Here is a 16,181-nt window from a genome sequence, read left to right as displayed (position 1 = left end):
GGCTCTGTCTGATCTTCTGCTCAGCAGGTTCGCAGGAAGCGGTCGAGCACGCGCGCCCCGAAACGCAGGGAATCGAGCGGTACACGTTCGTCGACACCGTGGAACAGCGCGGCGAAGTCCAGCTCCGGAGGCAACCGAAGCGGTGCGAAGCCGAAGCAGCGCATGCCCAGCTTCTCCTCGAACGCCTTCGCGTCGGTGCCGCCGGACAGCATGTACGGCACCGTCCGGGCAGCCGGGTCCTCGGCGCGCAGCGCGGCACCCATCGCCTCGACCAGGTCCCCGTCGAAGCTGGTCTGCAGTGCGGGCAGGTGCGTGACCCACTCGCGGGTGACGTCCGGTCCGATCAGCTCGTCGACCTCCCGCTCGAACGCCTCCTGGCGCCCCGGGAGCACCCGGCAGTCCACCACGGCCTCGGCGGTGGACGGGATGACGTTGGCCTTGTACCCGGCGTTGAGCATCGTCGGGTTGGCGGTGTCCCGGACGGTCGCGCCGATGATCCGGGACAACGGCCCGATCTTGGCCAGCGCGCCCTCCAGGTCGTCCGGGGCGAACTCCATCCCGGTGACCTCGGAGATCGTGTCCAGGAACTCGCGCACCGTGTCGGTCAGCACGACCGGGAAACGATGGTTGCCGAGCCTCGCGACAGCCTCGGCGAGAGTCGTCACCGCGTTGTCCTCGTGCAGGAACGACCCGTGCCCCGCGCGGCCCTTCGCGCGCAGCCGCATCCAAGCCATGCCCTTCTCGGCCGTCTCGATCAGGTACAGCGTGGTGGGGTCGCCCTGCCGGTCCGGCAGCGTCAATGAGAACCCGCCCACCTCACCGACGGCCTCGGTGCACCCCTCGAACAGGTCGGGCCGGTTGTCGGCGAGCCACTGCGACCCGAACTTCCCACCCGCCTCCTCGTCCGCGAGGAACGCGAACACGATGTCCCGGGGAGGCACTATGCCGTCCCGCTTGAACCGGCGCGCCACGGCCAGCGTCATGCCGACCATGTCCTTCATGTCGACCGCGCCCCGGCCCCACAGATACCCGTCCTGCACGGCCCCGGAGAACGGGTGCACGGACCACTCGGACGGGTCCGCAGGGACCACGTCCAGATGCCCGTGCACCAACAGTGCGCCCCGGGACGGATCCGCCCCCTTGAGCCGGGCGAACACGTTGTCCCGCCGCGCGGCCCCCGACTCCACCATCTCGATCTCGTAGCCGACCTCGGTCAGCTTCCCCGCCACATACTCGGCGGCCTCCCGCTCGCCCACGACCGTCGCCGGATCACCCGTGTTCGTGGTGTCGATCCGGATCAAATCTGCGGCTAGCTCGACGACCTCGTCCTCGGCTGCGATGCTGCTCGTCACCTGATCTTCCTACCACCGGAGGTGGGCGCACGGGGCATGGAAGGCATCCGCTATCCTTTCCTCACCACGGTCCGAGTGGCGGAATGGCAGACGCGCTAGCTTGAGGTGCTAGTGCCCTATTAACGGGCGTGGGGGTTCAAGTCCCCCCTCGGACACTCTCTGGTGGCACACATGCCACGTTTCCGGTAGCCGTGTTTGCGGCCCCTTCAAGCATCAGCCCGCGGCAGCGATGGTGCGGTTGTGGCTCCGTCGCTGCTCGTCGTGCGTCTCAACCCTTGCAGTGGGGGCGCTCGACGTGATCGATCACTCGATGATCGCTCCCAGCTCCACGCGTCGCTCGAACCAACAATCCGCGGGCGAGCGTGCAGGGCTGCGGCGGCGAGGCTTATCACGATCCCGAGGCCGGTGATCAGGTCACGGTGACGACGTCAGCGACCACGATCGCGACGTTGTCGGGTGCGCCGTGCCGCAGGGCTAGCTCGAGTAGGCGGTCGGCGGCCTCGTCGGCGGTGCCGCCGGGTAGGGCGTCCGCGATCTCCGAGGGAGGTACCGGGGCCCACAGCCCGTCCGTGCAGAGCAGGTAGCGGTCGCCGGTGAGCGGGGTGCGTAGCGCGATGTCGGGTTCGTTGCGGCCCGCTCCGGCGCCGAGCGCGCGCACGAGCAGTGGGCGGTCGGGGTGATCTCGGACGCTGCTCGGGCTGACTCGCCCGGCATCGACGAGGTTCTGCACGTGCGTGTGGTCCTGGGTCAGGCGTGACAGCTCGCCGCCGCGCAGCAGGTACGCGCGTCCGTCCCCGATATGCAGAAGGGCGAGACGGCCCGCTGTGAGCAACAGCGCCGTGAGGGTGCTCATCGGGCGCTCGTCGCCCGAGGCCAACGCGGTCACCGCCGCGCCGGCGTCCCGGACCAGGGTGTCGAGTGCTTCGAGGCCAGGTTCGGTGGCCGATGCGCGTACCAGCACCTCCATGGCCGCGGCGCTCGCATCTTCACCTCGGGCGTGCCCGCCCAGCCCGTCGCAGACCGCGGCGAGCCTGCCGTCGCCGTAGGCGAGGTCCTCGTTCGTGGTGCGCACCGAGCCGATGTGGTGTCGGGCCGCGGTGTGCAGGGTCGGGGTGATGCGATCGCTTGTCATGATCGTTCCTTGTGTGAGGTCGGTGATGAGGAGGTCCGCTTCGTGCACACGATCGGCGGCGCTGGTCTCGATCTCGCCCCGGAATGCGACGACGGCCGCGGCTGCCGCTGTCGAGGTCATCGAGCACACCTCGCGGACGCGCCTGAGCGGCATGTCAATCCGTCGCAGCCGGGCCACGAGCCGAGCCGTGGACAGCTGCTCGTGGGCGTAGTAGCGGTAGCCGGTGTCGGCGTCGATGGCCACCGGGAGCAGCACGCCGTGGTGTTCGTACACGCGCAACGCCTTGCGCGACAGCCCCGATTCACGAGCGAACACACCGGTCGTGAGCAATTCCACCCGTGCCTCCTCCCGCCGGTCGGCGACCGACACAGACAACGATCAAGGTTGCCCCGAGGGCCAGGTCAAGCCCACTGAGCTGATCGGCTCGTGGTTCCTTCAGGATGATCCGCGTGGCCGACGCCATCAGCCTCAGGCGCCGCCGTTCCCCGCGGGGAGCCGGTTCGCTGGGCGACAATCGACAGATGCGTGGTCGCCGCTCCAGCACTCGCTCGGCACCGAGATCACCGAAAAGTTCGGCGCGGAGATAGTTGTCGGTGAGCAACCAGCACAGATGCCGGTGACACCCCGCACATGCACCGTTCCCCGAACGAGCGGTCTCACACAGCGGAAGTCTCAGAGACTCTGCCAGCTAGATGGCCTTGCTCGCGCTCAGCCGATCCGGTGTCGCGCCACGGCCACGGGGTCCCAGAGGATGCCGGAGCCGGGCCGTTCCGCTGCGGTCGCGTAACCGTTGGTGATCAGCAGAGGTTCGTCCAGAATCGGGTTGGCCCAGTCGACGTACTCGAGCCAATGTGCCGTGGGCGATGCGGCGAGCAGGTGCGCACTGACCTCCGGGAACAGGTGTGAGGACAGGGGGAGTCCGGCGGTGTCGGCCTGCGCCGCCGCGTCGATCCAGCCGCTCACTCCGCCGATGCGCTCGAGATCGGGCATGACCAGGTCGCTGGCACCGTGCGCGAGGGCGAGAGCCATCGCGCGGGGACCCGCGAAGTTCTCTCCGAGCTGCACCGGTGTGCGCAGTTCGGCGGTCAAGGCTGCGTTCGCGGCGTAGTCGTCGTGGCGGAGCGGTTCTTCGATCCAGGACAGGCCTTCGTCGTCGAGTGCACGGCAGCGGTCGCGTGCTTCGGCCAGTCCCAAGGCCTGGTTGTAGTCAGCCATGAGCTCGACGTCCGGGCCGATCGCCGCGCGGACGGCGCGGACGGTCGCCAGGTCCTCGCTCGGATCGGCGCGGCCTAGCCTCATCTTCACCGCCCGGAAACCCTCGGCCACGAGTTCCTGCGCCTCGTCGGCGGCGGCTCGCGCATCGATGAGCCCGAGACCGTTGCTGTTGTACGCGGGAACCGGCCGAGGGTCGGCACCGAGCAGCCGGGCAAGCGGCAGCCCAGCGGCGATGGCCAGTGCGTCCCAGCACGCGGCGTCGACGCCCGCGAGCACCGCCGCGACCAGCCCACGCACGCCCAGCAGCCTGAACCGCCCTTCGAGCACCGACCGCACGCTCGCCGGGGTGGCCGAGGTGCCCGCCAGCACCTGGTTCACATCCCGGACAAGGGCGAGCGCCGCGTGCCCGGCCGATTCGAGGTAGCAGAACAGGTAGGCCCGCCCGGTAACCCCTTCTTCGGTCTGAAGGTCGAGTAGTAGCAGCGGGGCGTCGGTGATGCGGGTGACGCTGGTCCCGAGCGGTCGACGCATGGGAACCAGTACCAAAACGGCCTCAACCGAACGAACTGTCAGCGCTGGACGCGTCATGTCTGGTGGCCCTCACTGTGCACGGACAAGATGTCGGTGATGGCCCGGTTGCACGGCGTCGCTACACCCAGGGCTTTGCCTCGCTCGACCACGTCGCCGCTGAGCCACCTGACCTCGAGTCGGTTGCCGCGTTCGAGGTCCTGGTGCATCGACGAGGTCATGGCGGCCGGGACCCCATCGGTGAAGATGAGCCGGTCGTCGGCGTAGTCCTCGGGCAACGGCACCCCCTGGGCGCGCGCGACCTCCACCACCTCGGCCATCACGTCGTGAAGGAACTCCCGTGAGCGCGGATCGGTACGAATCGGACCGATCGCAACTCGTGCGGTGCTGGTGGTGCCGGACAGCCCGACCAGGAACACGAACTTCTCCCAGATCGTCTGCTCGATCCGGTTGCTGATCTCCACATCGATCCCGCTGTCGGCGCACGCGTCGTGGAACGCCTGCACGCGTTTCGATGTGGCACCGTCGTACTCGCCGAACACCAGCTTCTGCAGTGTGCCGGTGTGCCGGATGACCCCCGGCCCGGCAATGGTGGCGGCGATGTAACACACGCCGCCGATCACGTGCTCGGCACCGAGAACGCGACGCAGGATGTCGTCCTTCACCACGCCGTTCTGGAACGAGACCACGCCGGTCTGCTCACCGAGCATCGGTTTGATCAGCTCGGCCGACGCCTCGGTATCCCACAGCTTCACACCGAACAGCACCAGGTCGACAGGCCCGACCGAGGCAGGATCATCCGTCGCGTCGACCTCGGGAAGGTGAATGTCACCGGATGCGCTCTCCACCCGAAGCTCGTTGGTCCGGATCGCCTCCAGGTGACGACCCCTGGCGATGAAACTCACGTCGTGACCGCTCTGGGCCAGCCGGGCACCGAAGTAACCTCCCACGCCGCCGGTTCCCATCACCGCGATGCGCATGCATCCACCTTATTTGAGGGATCCTCCAAGAAACCTGGCTCGATTTCTACCATGCTTGCCGCAGGTTTGCCGGTTTTCTTGAATCACTGTCCTAGTATTGACGCGTGGGACGGACACGGACCTTCGACGTCAGCGAAGCACTCGGCGTAGCGCTGGAAGCCTTCTGGCAGCACGGTTTCGACGCCACCTCGATCCAAGCGCTCTGCCAGGCCATGGGCGTCCAGCCAGGCAGCGTGTACGCGACGTTCGGCAACAAGCGAGATCTGTTCGTGGCCGCGCTGCGCACCTACACCGAGACCGTGTCGGCCGACGCGGTTGAACGGATCAACACCGCGCCCAGCGGAACTCAAGGACTGCGCGACTACTTCGAACACCTCATCGACGCCATGGTCGACGGCCGTCGCCGATGGGGCTGCCTCGTGACCAACTCACTCATCGAACTCACCGAACGCGATCCCGAACTGGCCGCCATGTTCGAGCTACACCTGGCCAACCTCCGCACCAGCTTCGCGGGCGCCCTCACCCGAGCACGCGCGGCAGGTGAGCTGAGAGCCGGTGCCGGCCCCGAGTCCGCTCACCTACTGGTTGCCGTGGTGCAGGGAATGAACGTGCTAGCCAAAACCAAGCCCGGGCGTCCGGCACTACAGGCGATCGTCGACAGCACGCTGGCGGGCCTGACCGCACCGCACGGCTGATGGTCAGTCCCGCTGATCGGCCCGAGTGTCCGCCACCGCTGGTCCAGATTGCCGGGTGACTCCTCGAGACCAGATTCAGTGGGCCACGGCACGGACGCCTTGAATCCACTGGTCGAGTCCACGCACGGGGTAGCCGTGTGTCGAGATGATCAGTTCGGGTCGCAGCTCGGTGAGTCGCCACCGGGAGGCGACGGCTTTGCTGGGGTTGTGGTGAAGTTTTGTCGGCATGCGCAGCCATCGTGGAGAGCTGAAGTCCTTGGACAGGTTGATGGGGCCGTCTCCGACGATGAGGACGCGGTCTGTTTCGCGCCAGAACGCCAGCAGTCCTGGGCTGTGACCTGGCTGGCTGAGCACGGTGAAGCCAGCGACGATGTCGCCCTCGGTGAGACGACGGTCGACGGTGCGGCGGGTGCGCCCGAGCGGCGCGATGAGCAGCCGGCCGAGCGCGCCGGCGTGATAGTCGATGCTTCCGTGCTCGAAGTCGTCGGCCTCGATGGCGCTCATCGCCAGTGGGGCGCCGGTGTGGTTGCACAACCACGCTGTCGAACCGACGTGATCGCCGTGCGCGTGCGTGACAACGTGCTCGGTGACCTCACGACCCCGCAAGAACCGGGTGAGTCGACCATGTGACCAGGGCGGGCCGGAGTCGACGACGACGTCACCGTCCGGGCCCTCGAGCACGACGGTGTTGAAGATGTTCATCGGTGACAGAGCGCCGACATGAACACCGTCGGCAACCTGAGCGAGCGTGGGCGCCATGGCAGTAGACGCTCACATGCCGGAGCTGGTCTTGGCGGTACAACTTCTGTACCCAGAGTCCTCAGGCCTCGGCCTGACTGTCACCCCGCACAGTTCGACGCCCGTCGACCTGGGTGGCGAAAGCGCTACGGTGGAACCAGTGCGGCATCTGTTTCAGCAGCCGAGCCTCACCGCTGAGCCGCAGTATCCCCTGGTCCAGGGCCTCGCCCCAGCCCCGGTGGCCGTACCAGAGCTCGTGCCAGACCCGCGAGGTGGCGCGAGCGTAGACATCGACGTCGAACAGGGGGTGGCGGGTACAGAGCGAGGAATCGGCGCCGGCCAGCACCAGCCAGCCCCGGATCGGCTGTGGATCGCCGTGGTCGCCGAACGTGATCTCGATCGTGATCCGATGATCGGGAAGGTTGTCCAGCACCAAACCGGTCCGCATACGCCACAGCAGCAGATGCGGGTCCAGCTGGTCGTCGGTGGGGGGCGAAAAGCACCACCGCACGCTCCAGCTACCCAGCTCGAACAGCACCGCCCGTAATCCGGCACCCATGGCAGTGAGCCGATAACCCGGGGCCTGGCCATCCCCCGCCGTGCTGGTAGCGACGAGCCCGGCTTGACGCAGTGTGCGGAGACGCTGACTGAGCAGCGTCCGGGACAACCCGGGCAGACCCCGGTGGATGTCGTTGAAGCCTCGCGGGCCGCTCAGGAGCTCGCGCACGATCAACAGGTTCCAGCGCTCGGTCACCAAGGTCGCGCCCACGGCAACAGGACAGTATTCCGGCGTGCTCGCCATGGCCGAATCGTAGGCGCTGACACCTTCCCGGTAGGTACAGAATCTGTACCTACCGGGGACGTGGTCTCCCGGTTGCATGGGCTCGCGAGGTCCGAGTCGACGAACGGAGCAACCGTGCCGCACACATTCGTCCTGGTGCCCGGATGCTGGGTCGGAGGTTGGGCCTGGCATCCGGTAGCCCGCGAACTCACCGCGCGGGGGCACCGCGTCGTCGTGCCCGAGATACCGGGCATGTCCTTTGGCGATGACCCACGCGCGGTATCACTGTCCGACGCCGTTTCCGCGCTGGCGGCCCAGCTCGACCGCCACGACGTCACCGATGCCGTGCTGGTGGCCCACGACTGGAGCGGATACCCGGCCACCGCCGCGACACATCAGGTCCGCGACCGTGTCGCCCAGCTGACCTACTGGAGTGCGTTCGTTCCAGCCGCCGGCGAGTCGATGCTCGACGCGATGCCAGCAGCGGACAAGGCGATGCTGCTGGAGAGGTCGGAGGCCACCGACGGCGCCAGTGTGCTCCTGCCCTTCGAGCGATGGCGGAACAGATTCGTCCAGACCGCTCCACCACGCGTGCAAGAACTGACCTACAGCCTTCTACGGCCGCAGCCCATCGCCTACCTGGCCGACCCCCTGCCAGCGGAACAGGCCACGATCCCGGCCGACCTACCCATCGCATACCTCGCCGGGACGAACGACCTGTCGCTGGAATTCGGCGACGAGTGGTGGACACCGAAGTACTCAGACCGTGCCGGCGTACAGCCCGTACGATTCGAGGGCTGCCACGCGTCCCATCTGACGCATCCAACGACCGTCGCCGACCAGCTACTGGCCACCACGATCGCCGCCACCGACGCACGCAATTGAGTAATCGGCTTGATTCGACCTCGGCGCACGCAAGCGTCCAAATTCTCGATCAGCGGATGGCGGTCATCGACCTCCACGACTGGGCTTGACCTGTAGGAACGGCTTAGCCAGACAGTCCCCGGCAATGCCCGACAGACCCGGGAGCCGACTCTGGATCAGCGGATCCCCCCAGGTCCGCACCCCGGTCGGTCACACGCTCCGCTCGGGCGATCTCCCTGCCTGGATGCCCCGCACGATCAGCTCGAGTGACTCGGGACGCAGTGGATAAGGGGCATACAAGCCGCACCGGGTGAAGAGGTCGCCGTAGCGTTGACGAACCTGTCCCGCCACGTCAGCCGGCGGGGCGACCACCGCGAACGCGTCCAACATCTGGTCATCGATCCGGTCGCCCATCTGGTTCCACTGTCCGCGTTTCGACATGACGTTGAGCTCGCGTCCGATGTCGCCCCACCCGTGCGCCTCCAGCACCGGCCAGTACGACGGAGTGGAACCGTAGAAGGCGATCTGTCTACGTACGGCCGCGGCGGCCACCTCGATCTCCGAGGTCCCCTCCCCCGTCACCACGAAGGGCAGTCCGCTGACCTGGAACCCCGCCAGGTCCGTGCTCCCACCCGCTCGGCGCCCTTCGAGTAGCGCGGGGACCGTCGTCTCCCGCAGGTATCGCTCGGTGGTGAACCCGTGCACGAAGAAGCCGTCGGCGACCTCGCCTGCCACCTCGGTCATCTTCGGGCCGACGCCAGCGAGAATGATCGGCGGAGCACCGTACGGGTTCGGCCCCGGATCGAACATCGGTGTCATCAGCGTGTGCGAGTAGTGCGTTCCCCTGAAGTCCACGGGCACACCGGCCGACCAGCTTTCCCAGATGGCCCGCACCGCGAGTATGTATTCCCGCATCCGCTCGGCCGGCGCCGACCAGGGCATGGAGAACCGCTTCGTGATGTGCGGCCTCACCTGGGAGCCCAGCCCGAGCATGAAGCGACCCCGCGAGTAGAGCTGCAGGTCGTTCGCCAGGATGGCGGTGGACATGGGGTTGCGCGCGAACGCCAACGCGATGGCGGTCCCGAGCCCGACGCGTTCGGTCCGGGTCGCCACGACGGCGAGACTCGGGAACGGGTCGTGCTTGACCTCGCTGAGCCAGACGGCGTCGTAACCTCGTTCCTCCGCGCGGCGCGCCCTGTCCCAGTCCCCGGCGTCCCCGCGAAGTGTCGCGTCGACCTTCACCCGTCCTCCTGATCCGATTGACTGCACGGCCGTCGGCGCCTGCACAGAACCTCGCCGACGGGCCCTTCCCACGTCACCCGGCCGAGACCTGCGCTCGGCGACGGCACGGCGTCACCGGCCGACAACGGCATCCCGCAGCTTGTGGTGCAGCGCCGAGAGCACGTGGTCGAGTGCCCGCACCTCACCGGCGGTCGCGTCCGCCGCCGTCCCGGTGTCTAGCTCGCGCCGCATTCGCGCCACGATCTCCGCCACGATCTCGAGTAGTTGCAGGTGCATGCGCAGCTCGTGGCCCTCCTCGATGTGGCGGTGGAGCACCGTCAGCCACGCCGTCCAGGCGCGGGGATCCTGGTCGCGGCACCGCAGGTACAACCGCCCCACCCGCACCTGGGTCTCAGTCATCGGCGGCAACGCCGGGCTACGACGCGGTTCGTCGTTCGGACCCAGAAGGATCACGCACCCGAGCGTGTTCACGGTGCGCCGCACCACCGCCCGGGCCGCCGCGTCGACCAGCGCCCCGGGCGAGGTGCCGGGCAGGGTATCGATCAGGTCGCGCAACATCGCCCGGACCGTGGCCACCACCCTCGTCTTGGTGACCTCGAGCTCGTAGTTGAACGACAGACCGACGGTGAATGCGTGCACCCGGTTGTATGCGCTGGGTTCGCCCGCGTGAGTCAGATACGCGGAGGCAACCAGGTCGAGCGTCTCCGACCCCTCCCCGGTCATCGGCGGTCTCGGACGCAGCGTGTGCTTCGCCTTGCTCACTGTCCGCACCTCCCACTCGACGTTACGGCACATCAGATTTTGTCAACCGATCGTTGCAGCGAGCGCTTTCGCTTGAAATTGAGCGCTACTACCAGCGCACTCAGGCATTGCGACTCATTCGACTCTTGACCTCGTGCTCGACTTGGCCAAGTCTATCAACCTAGCGGTTGATTAGTTAGGTGACGAGAGGGGGAGGCGACATGACGGCATCGGTGCACACGGGACAGACCTTCGAGGTGCGCAGCCCATCCGACGGGCGACTGCTCGACACGCTGCCGGACGGGACCGAGGACGAGGTACACGCGGCCGCCACCGCGCTGCGTGCCGCCCAGCCCGCTTGGGAGCAGCTGGGTCCACGCGGGCGTTCCCGCCATCTGCTCGCCTGGCTGGACTGGATCATGGACAACGAACGACGCCTGCAGGAGCTGATCCAGGCGGAGAGCGGGAAGTCCTGGGGCGACACGGTCTTCGAGACCACCATCGCGGTCGACATGATCAACTACGTCACCCGCAATGCCGAGGCGTGGCTCACCGATCAGCACCCACGCACCGTCGGGCTGGCCAACAAGACCAAACGGCTACAGGTCAGCGCCCGGCCGTATCCGCTGGTCGGGGTGATCACCCCGTGGAACGTGCCGTTCGGCATGCCGATGCTCGACGTGCCGTTCGCCCTCGGCGCGGGCGCCGCGGTGCTGAGCAAGCCGTCCGAGGTGACCCCGCTCGCCTGGCGGGAGGCGGTGCGCGGCTGGCGGGAGGAGATCGGCGCACCAGCGGTCCTCGACTGCGTCACCGGACGCGGGGCGACCGGAGCCGCGGTGATCGATGTCGTCGACATGGTGCAGTTCACCGGGTCCACACGCACCGGCAGAGCGATCGCGGTACGCGCCGCGGAGCGACTGATCCCGTGCAGTCTGGAGTTGGGCGGCAAGGACGCGATGATCGTCCTGGACGACGCGCCGGTGGACCGCGCGGTGGCGGGCGCGGTGTGGGGTGGGCTGTTCAACGCGGGACAGGCATGCATCTCGGTGGAGCGGGTGTATGTGCACGAGCGGGTCTACGACGAGTTCGTCGACAAACTGGCGTCCCAGGTCGCGGCGATCCGGCAGGGCACGGACGACGATCACAGCTTCAGCGCCGACATCGGAGCACTGGCCACATCCGCACAGGTCGACATCGTGGAAGGGCACGTCCGCGATGCGCTGGCCAAGGGCGCGAGAGTGCTCACCGGCGGCAGTCGCGGCCCGGGCCCCGGGAACTACTTCGCGCCGACCGTACTGGTGGACGTGGACCACAGCATGGACTGCATGCGTGACGAGTCGTTCGGTCCGACGCTCCCGGTGATGCGTGTGCGATCCGAGCAGGAGGCCGTGGAGCTGACCAACGACTCGCCGTACGGCCTCGCCGGCAGCGTGTGGAGCGGGAACGCCGACCGGGCCGAGCGGGTCGCCCGGCAGCTGGAGACCGGCGGCGTCTCGGTCAACAACGTGCTGGCCACGGTCTTCCAGGCGTCGCTGCCGTTCGGGGGCTGGAAGCAGTCCGGACTCGGGTCGCGCCTGGGTGGAGCCCACTCCGTGCGCAAGTACTGCCGCACCCAGGCTCGAGTGGTCGAGCGCCTGACGCCGACCAAGGAGCCGCACTGGTACCCCTACCGGCCCGGCAGGGCACGGCTGATCGCCCGGATCGTTCGACTGCTCGGAATGCACGACTGGCGCCGCCGACTGTCCAGCGCCGGACCAAGCTCTCCTCCAGTCAGTTGAAAGATGCGAGCTAGTAACGCTCATCAACTCCTAGAACTGCCATATTATTTTCAACCGAGCGGTTGACTAGCTCGTCTGATGATTCTAATCTCGACATCGAAGCCGACGGCGTACAGAGCCGAGCGACGGTGTCACCCGTCCCACTGGAGGAAGCACGATGACGTCCTTCGACCTGCGGCACGAGAGCCGCAGCGGCATCGAGATGGGCCTTGAGGTCGGGCCGCAACGGATGAAGGGCTGGCCCTACACCGACTTCGCCACCGGCTGGTACGTGATCGGCTACTCGTCGGAGATCAAGCCGGGTGAGGTCAAGCCGGCCAAGTGGTTCAACCAGGACCTGGTGGTGTTCCGCACCGAATCGGGTCAGCTGGCCGTGCTCGACGCCTACTGCCCGCACATGGGAGCGCACCTCGGCAAGCCGAGCCCCAACGAGTTCGGCGGCGGCGTGTGCGGGGAGAACCTGATGTGCCCGTTCCACGGCTGGCTGTGGAACACCGAGGGTGAGAACACCGACATCCCGTACCGCCCGGCCCAGCCGGTGCGCGCCCGCATCGAGCGCAAGCACGTCCGCGAGTCGGACGGGATCATCCTGATGTGGTTCGACCACTCGGGGGGGCCGCCGACCTACGAGTGGCCGGGCCTGCCCTACTACGGCGACCGCGAGGACTACTACCCGATCGACACCACGGTGGACGGCCCGCACCTGGCCAAGCCGCAGTTCCCCTTCGAGAACAGCGCCGACCCGCACCACTTCCAGTACGTGCACGGCTCCGGACTGGACGCGGAGTTCGACGACTACACGGTGGACGGGCCGTTCATCACCAACACCATGCGCCTGGTGTTCGGCGCCGGCCGCGAGGAGTCCTGGCTCACCCCGAACGGCCCGGTCAAGGGCTACGTCGACAACTTCTTCTGGGGTGCCTCTCTCGGGATAGCCCGGTTCCGCATCGACGACCTGGTCTGCATCCACATGCCGACCCTCACCCCGGTCGACGACGAGCACTGCATCTTCTTCTCCACCGTGACCGGCACCAAGGAACCCGGGGACACCGGTGACGTACCTCAGGGACGCAGCGGCCGGATGATGACCGCCCAGCACTGGCAGATCCGCAACGACTTCCACATCTGGCAGAACATGACCTACCGGGTCAGACCCATCTTCACCGGACGCGCCGAGCAGACCCGCTACGCGTTCATCCGGCGGCACTTCGACCAGTTCTACCCGAACCCGGTCTACACCGGTCAGGACTGAGCACGGACCGCCCTCCACCACAGGTCCCCCACCCCGGAAGGACGTTTCAACGATGAAGACGCGCACCGCGGTCGTCCGGCAGGCCCCCGGCAAGTACGAGGTCGTCGCCGTCGACCTCGCCGACCCCGAGCCCGGGGAGATCCAGGTCAGGATGGTGGCCGCCGGTCTGTGCCACTCCGACGACCACATCGCCACCGGGGACCTGCCGGTCGCGGTGTACCCGTTCGCGGGTGGCCACGAGGGTGCCGGTGTGGTCGTCGGAGTCGGGCCGAACACCCGAGGGTTCGCCGAGGGCGACCACGTGGTGTTCTCGTTCCTACCCGGCTGCGGGCGGTGCCGGTGGTGCGCCTCCGGCATGCAGAACCTGTGCGACCTCGGCGCCACCCTTCTGCTCGGCTCCCGGTTCCACGACCCGAGCAGCTTCCGGATGCACCTCGACGGTGTCCCGGTCGGGCAGATGGCCGGGCTCGCCACGTTCTCCGAGTACACGACCGTGGACGTCAACAGCGCGGTGCGGATCCCCCGGGACGTACCACTGGACAAGGCGTGCCTGCTCGGCTGTGGGGTGGGCACCGGCTGGGGCTCCGCCGTGAACTCAGCCGGGGTCCAGGTCGGCGACACGGTGATCGTCATGGGTGTCGGCGGGGTGGGCATCAACGCCGTGCAGGGCGCGGCACACGCCGGTGCGGCACACGTGCTGGCCGTCGACCCCGTGGGGTTCAAGCGGGAGCTGGCCGAGCAGCTCGGGGCCACCCACTCGTTCTCCGGGATCGAGGAGGCCGCCGAGGTCGCCCGTCAGCTGACCAACGGGCAGGGCGCCGACTCGGCCGTCGTGGCCGTCGGGGTCACCACCGGCGAGCACGTCGGCCAGGCGTTCACCGCGATCCGCAAGGCCGGCACCGTGGTGGTCACCGGCATCGGCAGCTCCACCGAGATGGCGCCGCCGATCTCACTGATGGATCTCACCCTGTCGCAGAAGCGGCTGCAGGGCTCGCTGTTCGGAGCCTGCTCCCCCTCCAAGGACATCCCCCGCCAGCTCGAGCTCTACCAGGCGGGCCGGCTGAAGCTGGACGAGCTGATCACTCGCACCTACACACTCGACGAGGTCGCGCAGGGCTACGAGGACATGCACGCGGGCAAGCTGGTCCGCGGCGTCATCGTGCTGGACTGAGGCGGCCGGCATGCCAGTCGAGCTCAACCTGGGCACCACCGTCGCGGCCGTCGCGGCCCGGCTGCCGGACCGGTCGGCCGTGGCGCAGGGCGAGAAGGTCCTGACCTACCGCTCGCTCGTCGACCGCGCGACCCGCTTCGCCGGCTTCCTGGGCGCGCACGGTCTCCGCGTCACCGCCGAACGGGTCGCGCTGGCCGGTCACCAGGCCGGTCAGCACAGGCTGGCCCAGTACCTCCACAACGGACCGGAGTACCTGGAGGGCATGCTCGGCTCCTACCTGGCCAGGGTGGCGCCGTTCAACGTCAACTACCGGTATCGGCACGCCGAGCTGGGCCATCTGCTCGGTGATGCGGAACCCTCGGTGGTCCAGTACCACGCACGGTTCGCCGCCACCCTCGGTCCGGTCGTCGACGAGCTCGCGCACCGGCCGTTGCTGGTGCGGGTGGAGGACGGCTCCGGCGCGGAGCCGCTGCCCGGCTCGTTCGACTACGAGCAGCTGCTCGCCGAGGCACCACGACCGCCCGCCACCGAGCCCTCGCCTGATGACCTCTACATGATCTACACCGGCGGCACCACCGGGATGCCCAAGGGTGTGCTGTGGCGCCAGGCCGACGTCGCGGTGTCCACCCTCGGTATCCGCAACCGTCGCACCGGACGGGAGTGGGAGTCGCTGGAGCAGCTGCTCGCCGAGCTGCCGCCGAAGCCGCGCCGTGTGCTGCCGTGCGCACCACTGATGCACGGCGCCGCGCAGTGGGCCGCGCTGCAGACCCTGTGCGACGGCGGCACCGTGGTGTTCCCCGAGCAGGCCGACGGCTTCGACGCGGACCGGGTGCTGACCGCGGTGGCCCGGCACCGGGTGCACGCGACGACCCTCGTGGGCGACGCGTTCGCGCGACCGCTCATCGAGGCCGTCGAGCGCGGCGAGCACGACGTGTCGTCCCTGCGGGTGGTCGTGTCCGGTGGCGCGGCGCTGCACCCGGGTAACAAGCGGCGGCTGATGGAGCTGGTGCCGGGGCTTCGGGTGCTGGAGAACATCGGTTCCTCGGAGTCCGGCATCCAGGGCAGCCAGCACAGCGAACAACCGAACGCGACAGGACCGGCGGAGTTCGAACCGGGCGGCTCCACCGTGGTGGCCTCCGCCGACCTGACCCGCTTCCTGGAACCGGGACACGAGGGAGCCGGCTGGCTGGCGACCCTGGGCCGCATCCCGCTCGGCTACCTCGGCGACCCGGACAAGACGGCACGCACCTTCCCGGTGGTCGCCGGGGTGCGGGTGAGCATCCCCGGCGACCGCGCGCGGCTGTTGCCCTCGGGACGGATCCAGCTGCTCGGGCGCGACTCGATGACGATCAACACCGGTGGCGAGAAGGTCTACACCGAAGAGGTCGAGGCGGTGCTCAAGGACCACCCGGGCGTCGCGGACGCACTGGTCTGCGGACGACCGAGCGAGCGGTGGGGCGCCGAGGTCGCCGCACTCGTGGTCGCGGCGGAGCAACCGGCCGCCGCGGAGCTGAGCGCGCGGCTGACCGAGTTCTGCCGCACCCGGCTGTCGAGCTACAAGGTGCCGAAAGCGCTGCTGTTCACCGAGCGGATCGAACGCGGGCCCTCGGGAAAACCCGACTATCGCTGGGCAGCCGCCCAGCTCACCCACACCGGCAATCGCGGTCCGGAACCGGTCCACACCGGTTCCGGCGACCGCTGAGCAGGAAGGA

14 protein-coding genes and 1 tRNA gene are annotated in these 16,181 nt (G+C 68.2%); 7 read left to right on the top strand and 8 right to left on the bottom strand.

Annotated features, from left to right (window positions below; genetic code table 11):
* Positions 1–20: 20 nt before the first annotated feature.
* The gene (locus G406_RS0124790; protein ID WP_028935834.1) at positions 21–1,352 is read right to left on the bottom strand and encodes a M20/M25/M40 family metallo-hydrolase; all 1,332 of its coding nucleotides are present in this window, start codon (positions 1,350–1,352) and stop codon (positions 21–23) included.
* A gap of 69 nt (positions 1,353–1,421) precedes the next feature.
* On the opposite strand from G406_RS0124790, the gene G406_RS0124785 reads away from it, so the two are divergent.
* A tRNA-Leu gene (locus tag G406_RS0124785) sits at positions 1,422–1,507 on the top strand.
* Between the two features lie 254 nt (positions 1,508–1,761).
* Here the strand turns inward: G406_RS0124785 and G406_RS0124780 are convergent.
* From G406_RS0124780 to G406_RS0124770, 3 genes are all read right to left on the bottom strand, one after another.
* On the bottom strand, positions 1,762–2,820 hold the full coding sequence (locus G406_RS0124780; RefSeq protein ID WP_028935833.1) for a MerR family transcriptional regulator: 1,059 nt from the start codon (positions 2,818–2,820) through the stop codon (positions 1,762–1,764).
* Between the two features lie 372 nt (positions 2,821–3,192).
* Positions 3,193–4,287 carry an enolase C-terminal domain-like protein gene (locus tag G406_RS0124775; RefSeq protein WP_028935832.1) on the bottom strand — a complete coding sequence of 365 codons (1,095 nt, stop codon included), beginning with the start codon at positions 4,285–4,287 and terminating at the stop codon, positions 3,193–3,195.
* Positions 4,284–5,207: a ketopantoate reductase family protein gene (locus G406_RS0124770; RefSeq protein WP_028935831.1), complete on the bottom strand. Its 924-nt coding sequence runs from the start codon at positions 5,205–5,207 to the stop codon at positions 4,284–4,286. The genes G406_RS0124775 and G406_RS0124770 overlap by 4 nt, the downstream gene beginning before the upstream one ends.
* Before the next feature lie 104 nt (positions 5,208–5,311).
* On the opposite strand from G406_RS0124770, the gene G406_RS0124765 reads away from it, so the two are divergent.
* Positions 5,312–5,902, top strand: coding sequence for a TetR/AcrR family transcriptional regulator (locus tag G406_RS0124765; RefSeq protein WP_028935830.1), 591 nt, complete (start codon positions 5,312–5,314; stop codon positions 5,900–5,902).
* A gap of 75 nt (positions 5,903–5,977) precedes the next feature.
* Here G406_RS0124765 and G406_RS0124760 read toward each other — a convergent pair whose 3' ends face one another.
* Both G406_RS0124760 and G406_RS49690 read right to left on the bottom strand, forming a co-directional pair.
* Positions 5,978–6,604 carry an MBL fold metallo-hydrolase gene (locus tag G406_RS0124760; RefSeq protein ID WP_169736778.1) on the bottom strand — a complete coding sequence of 209 codons (627 nt, stop codon included), beginning with the start codon at positions 6,602–6,604 and terminating at the stop codon, positions 5,978–5,980.
* A gap of 118 nt (positions 6,605–6,722) precedes the next feature.
* Positions 6,723–7,409: a winged helix-turn-helix transcriptional regulator gene (locus tag G406_RS49690; protein ID WP_051342643.1), complete on the bottom strand. Its 687-nt coding sequence runs from the start codon at positions 7,407–7,409 to the stop codon at positions 6,723–6,725.
* 147 nt (positions 7,410–7,556) lie between these two features.
* Here G406_RS49690 and G406_RS49685 point away from each other — a divergent pair, with 147 nt between their 5' ends.
* Entirely contained in the window at positions 7,557–8,306 is a 750-nt protein-coding gene (locus tag G406_RS49685) for an alpha/beta fold hydrolase (RefSeq protein ID WP_051342641.1), read from the top strand.
* A 189-nt stretch (positions 8,307–8,495) separates the two neighbouring features.
* Here G406_RS49685 and G406_RS49680 read toward each other — a convergent pair whose 3' ends face one another.
* Together G406_RS49680 and G406_RS0124740 are read right to left on the bottom strand one after the other, a co-directional pair.
* Entirely contained in the window at positions 8,496–9,527 is a 1,032-nt protein-coding gene (locus G406_RS49680; protein ID WP_037078347.1) for a TIGR03617 family F420-dependent LLM class oxidoreductase, read from the bottom strand.
* A gap of 111 nt (positions 9,528–9,638) precedes the next feature.
* Complete coding sequence (locus G406_RS0124740; RefSeq protein ID WP_156935143.1) at positions 9,639–10,289, bottom strand: hypothetical protein; 651 nt, start codon at positions 10,287–10,289, stop codon at positions 9,639–9,641.
* Positions 10,290–10,489: 200 nt separating this feature from the next.
* Between G406_RS0124740 and G406_RS0124735 the strand changes: the two genes are divergently transcribed.
* From G406_RS0124735 to G406_RS49670, 4 genes are all read left to right on the top strand, one after another.
* Positions 10,490–12,046: an aldehyde dehydrogenase family protein gene (locus tag G406_RS0124735; RefSeq protein WP_037078344.1), complete on the top strand. Its 1,557-nt coding sequence runs from the start codon at positions 10,490–10,492 to the stop codon at positions 12,044–12,046.
* Positions 12,047–12,203: 157 nt separating this feature from the next.
* The gene (locus G406_RS49675) at positions 12,204–13,298 is read left to right on the top strand and encodes a Rieske 2Fe-2S domain-containing protein (protein ID WP_051342639.1); all 1,095 of its coding nucleotides are present in this window, start codon (positions 12,204–12,206) and stop codon (positions 13,296–13,298) included.
* Positions 13,299–13,350: 52 nt separating this feature from the next.
* The gene (locus G406_RS0124725; protein ID WP_028935826.1) at positions 13,351–14,469 is read left to right on the top strand and encodes an NDMA-dependent alcohol dehydrogenase; all 1,119 of its coding nucleotides are present in this window, start codon (positions 13,351–13,353) and stop codon (positions 14,467–14,469) included.
* Positions 14,470–14,479: 10 nt separating this feature from the next.
* Positions 14,480–16,171 (top strand): AMP-binding protein, encoded by a 1,692-nt coding sequence (locus G406_RS49670; protein ID WP_064743018.1) that lies wholly within the window; start codon positions 14,480–14,482, stop codon positions 16,169–16,171.
* Positions 16,172–16,181: the final 10 nt, after the last annotated feature.

The organism is Actinospineispora spinosispora DSM 44797, assembly GCF_000429025.1.
Taxonomy (GTDB): Bacteria; Actinomycetota; Actinomycetes; order Mycobacteriales; family Pseudonocardiaceae; genus Pseudonocardia; species Pseudonocardia spinosispora.
The sequence above is the reverse complement of the archived record's forward strand: the minus strand, read 5'-3'. Positions and strand labels throughout refer to the sequence as shown.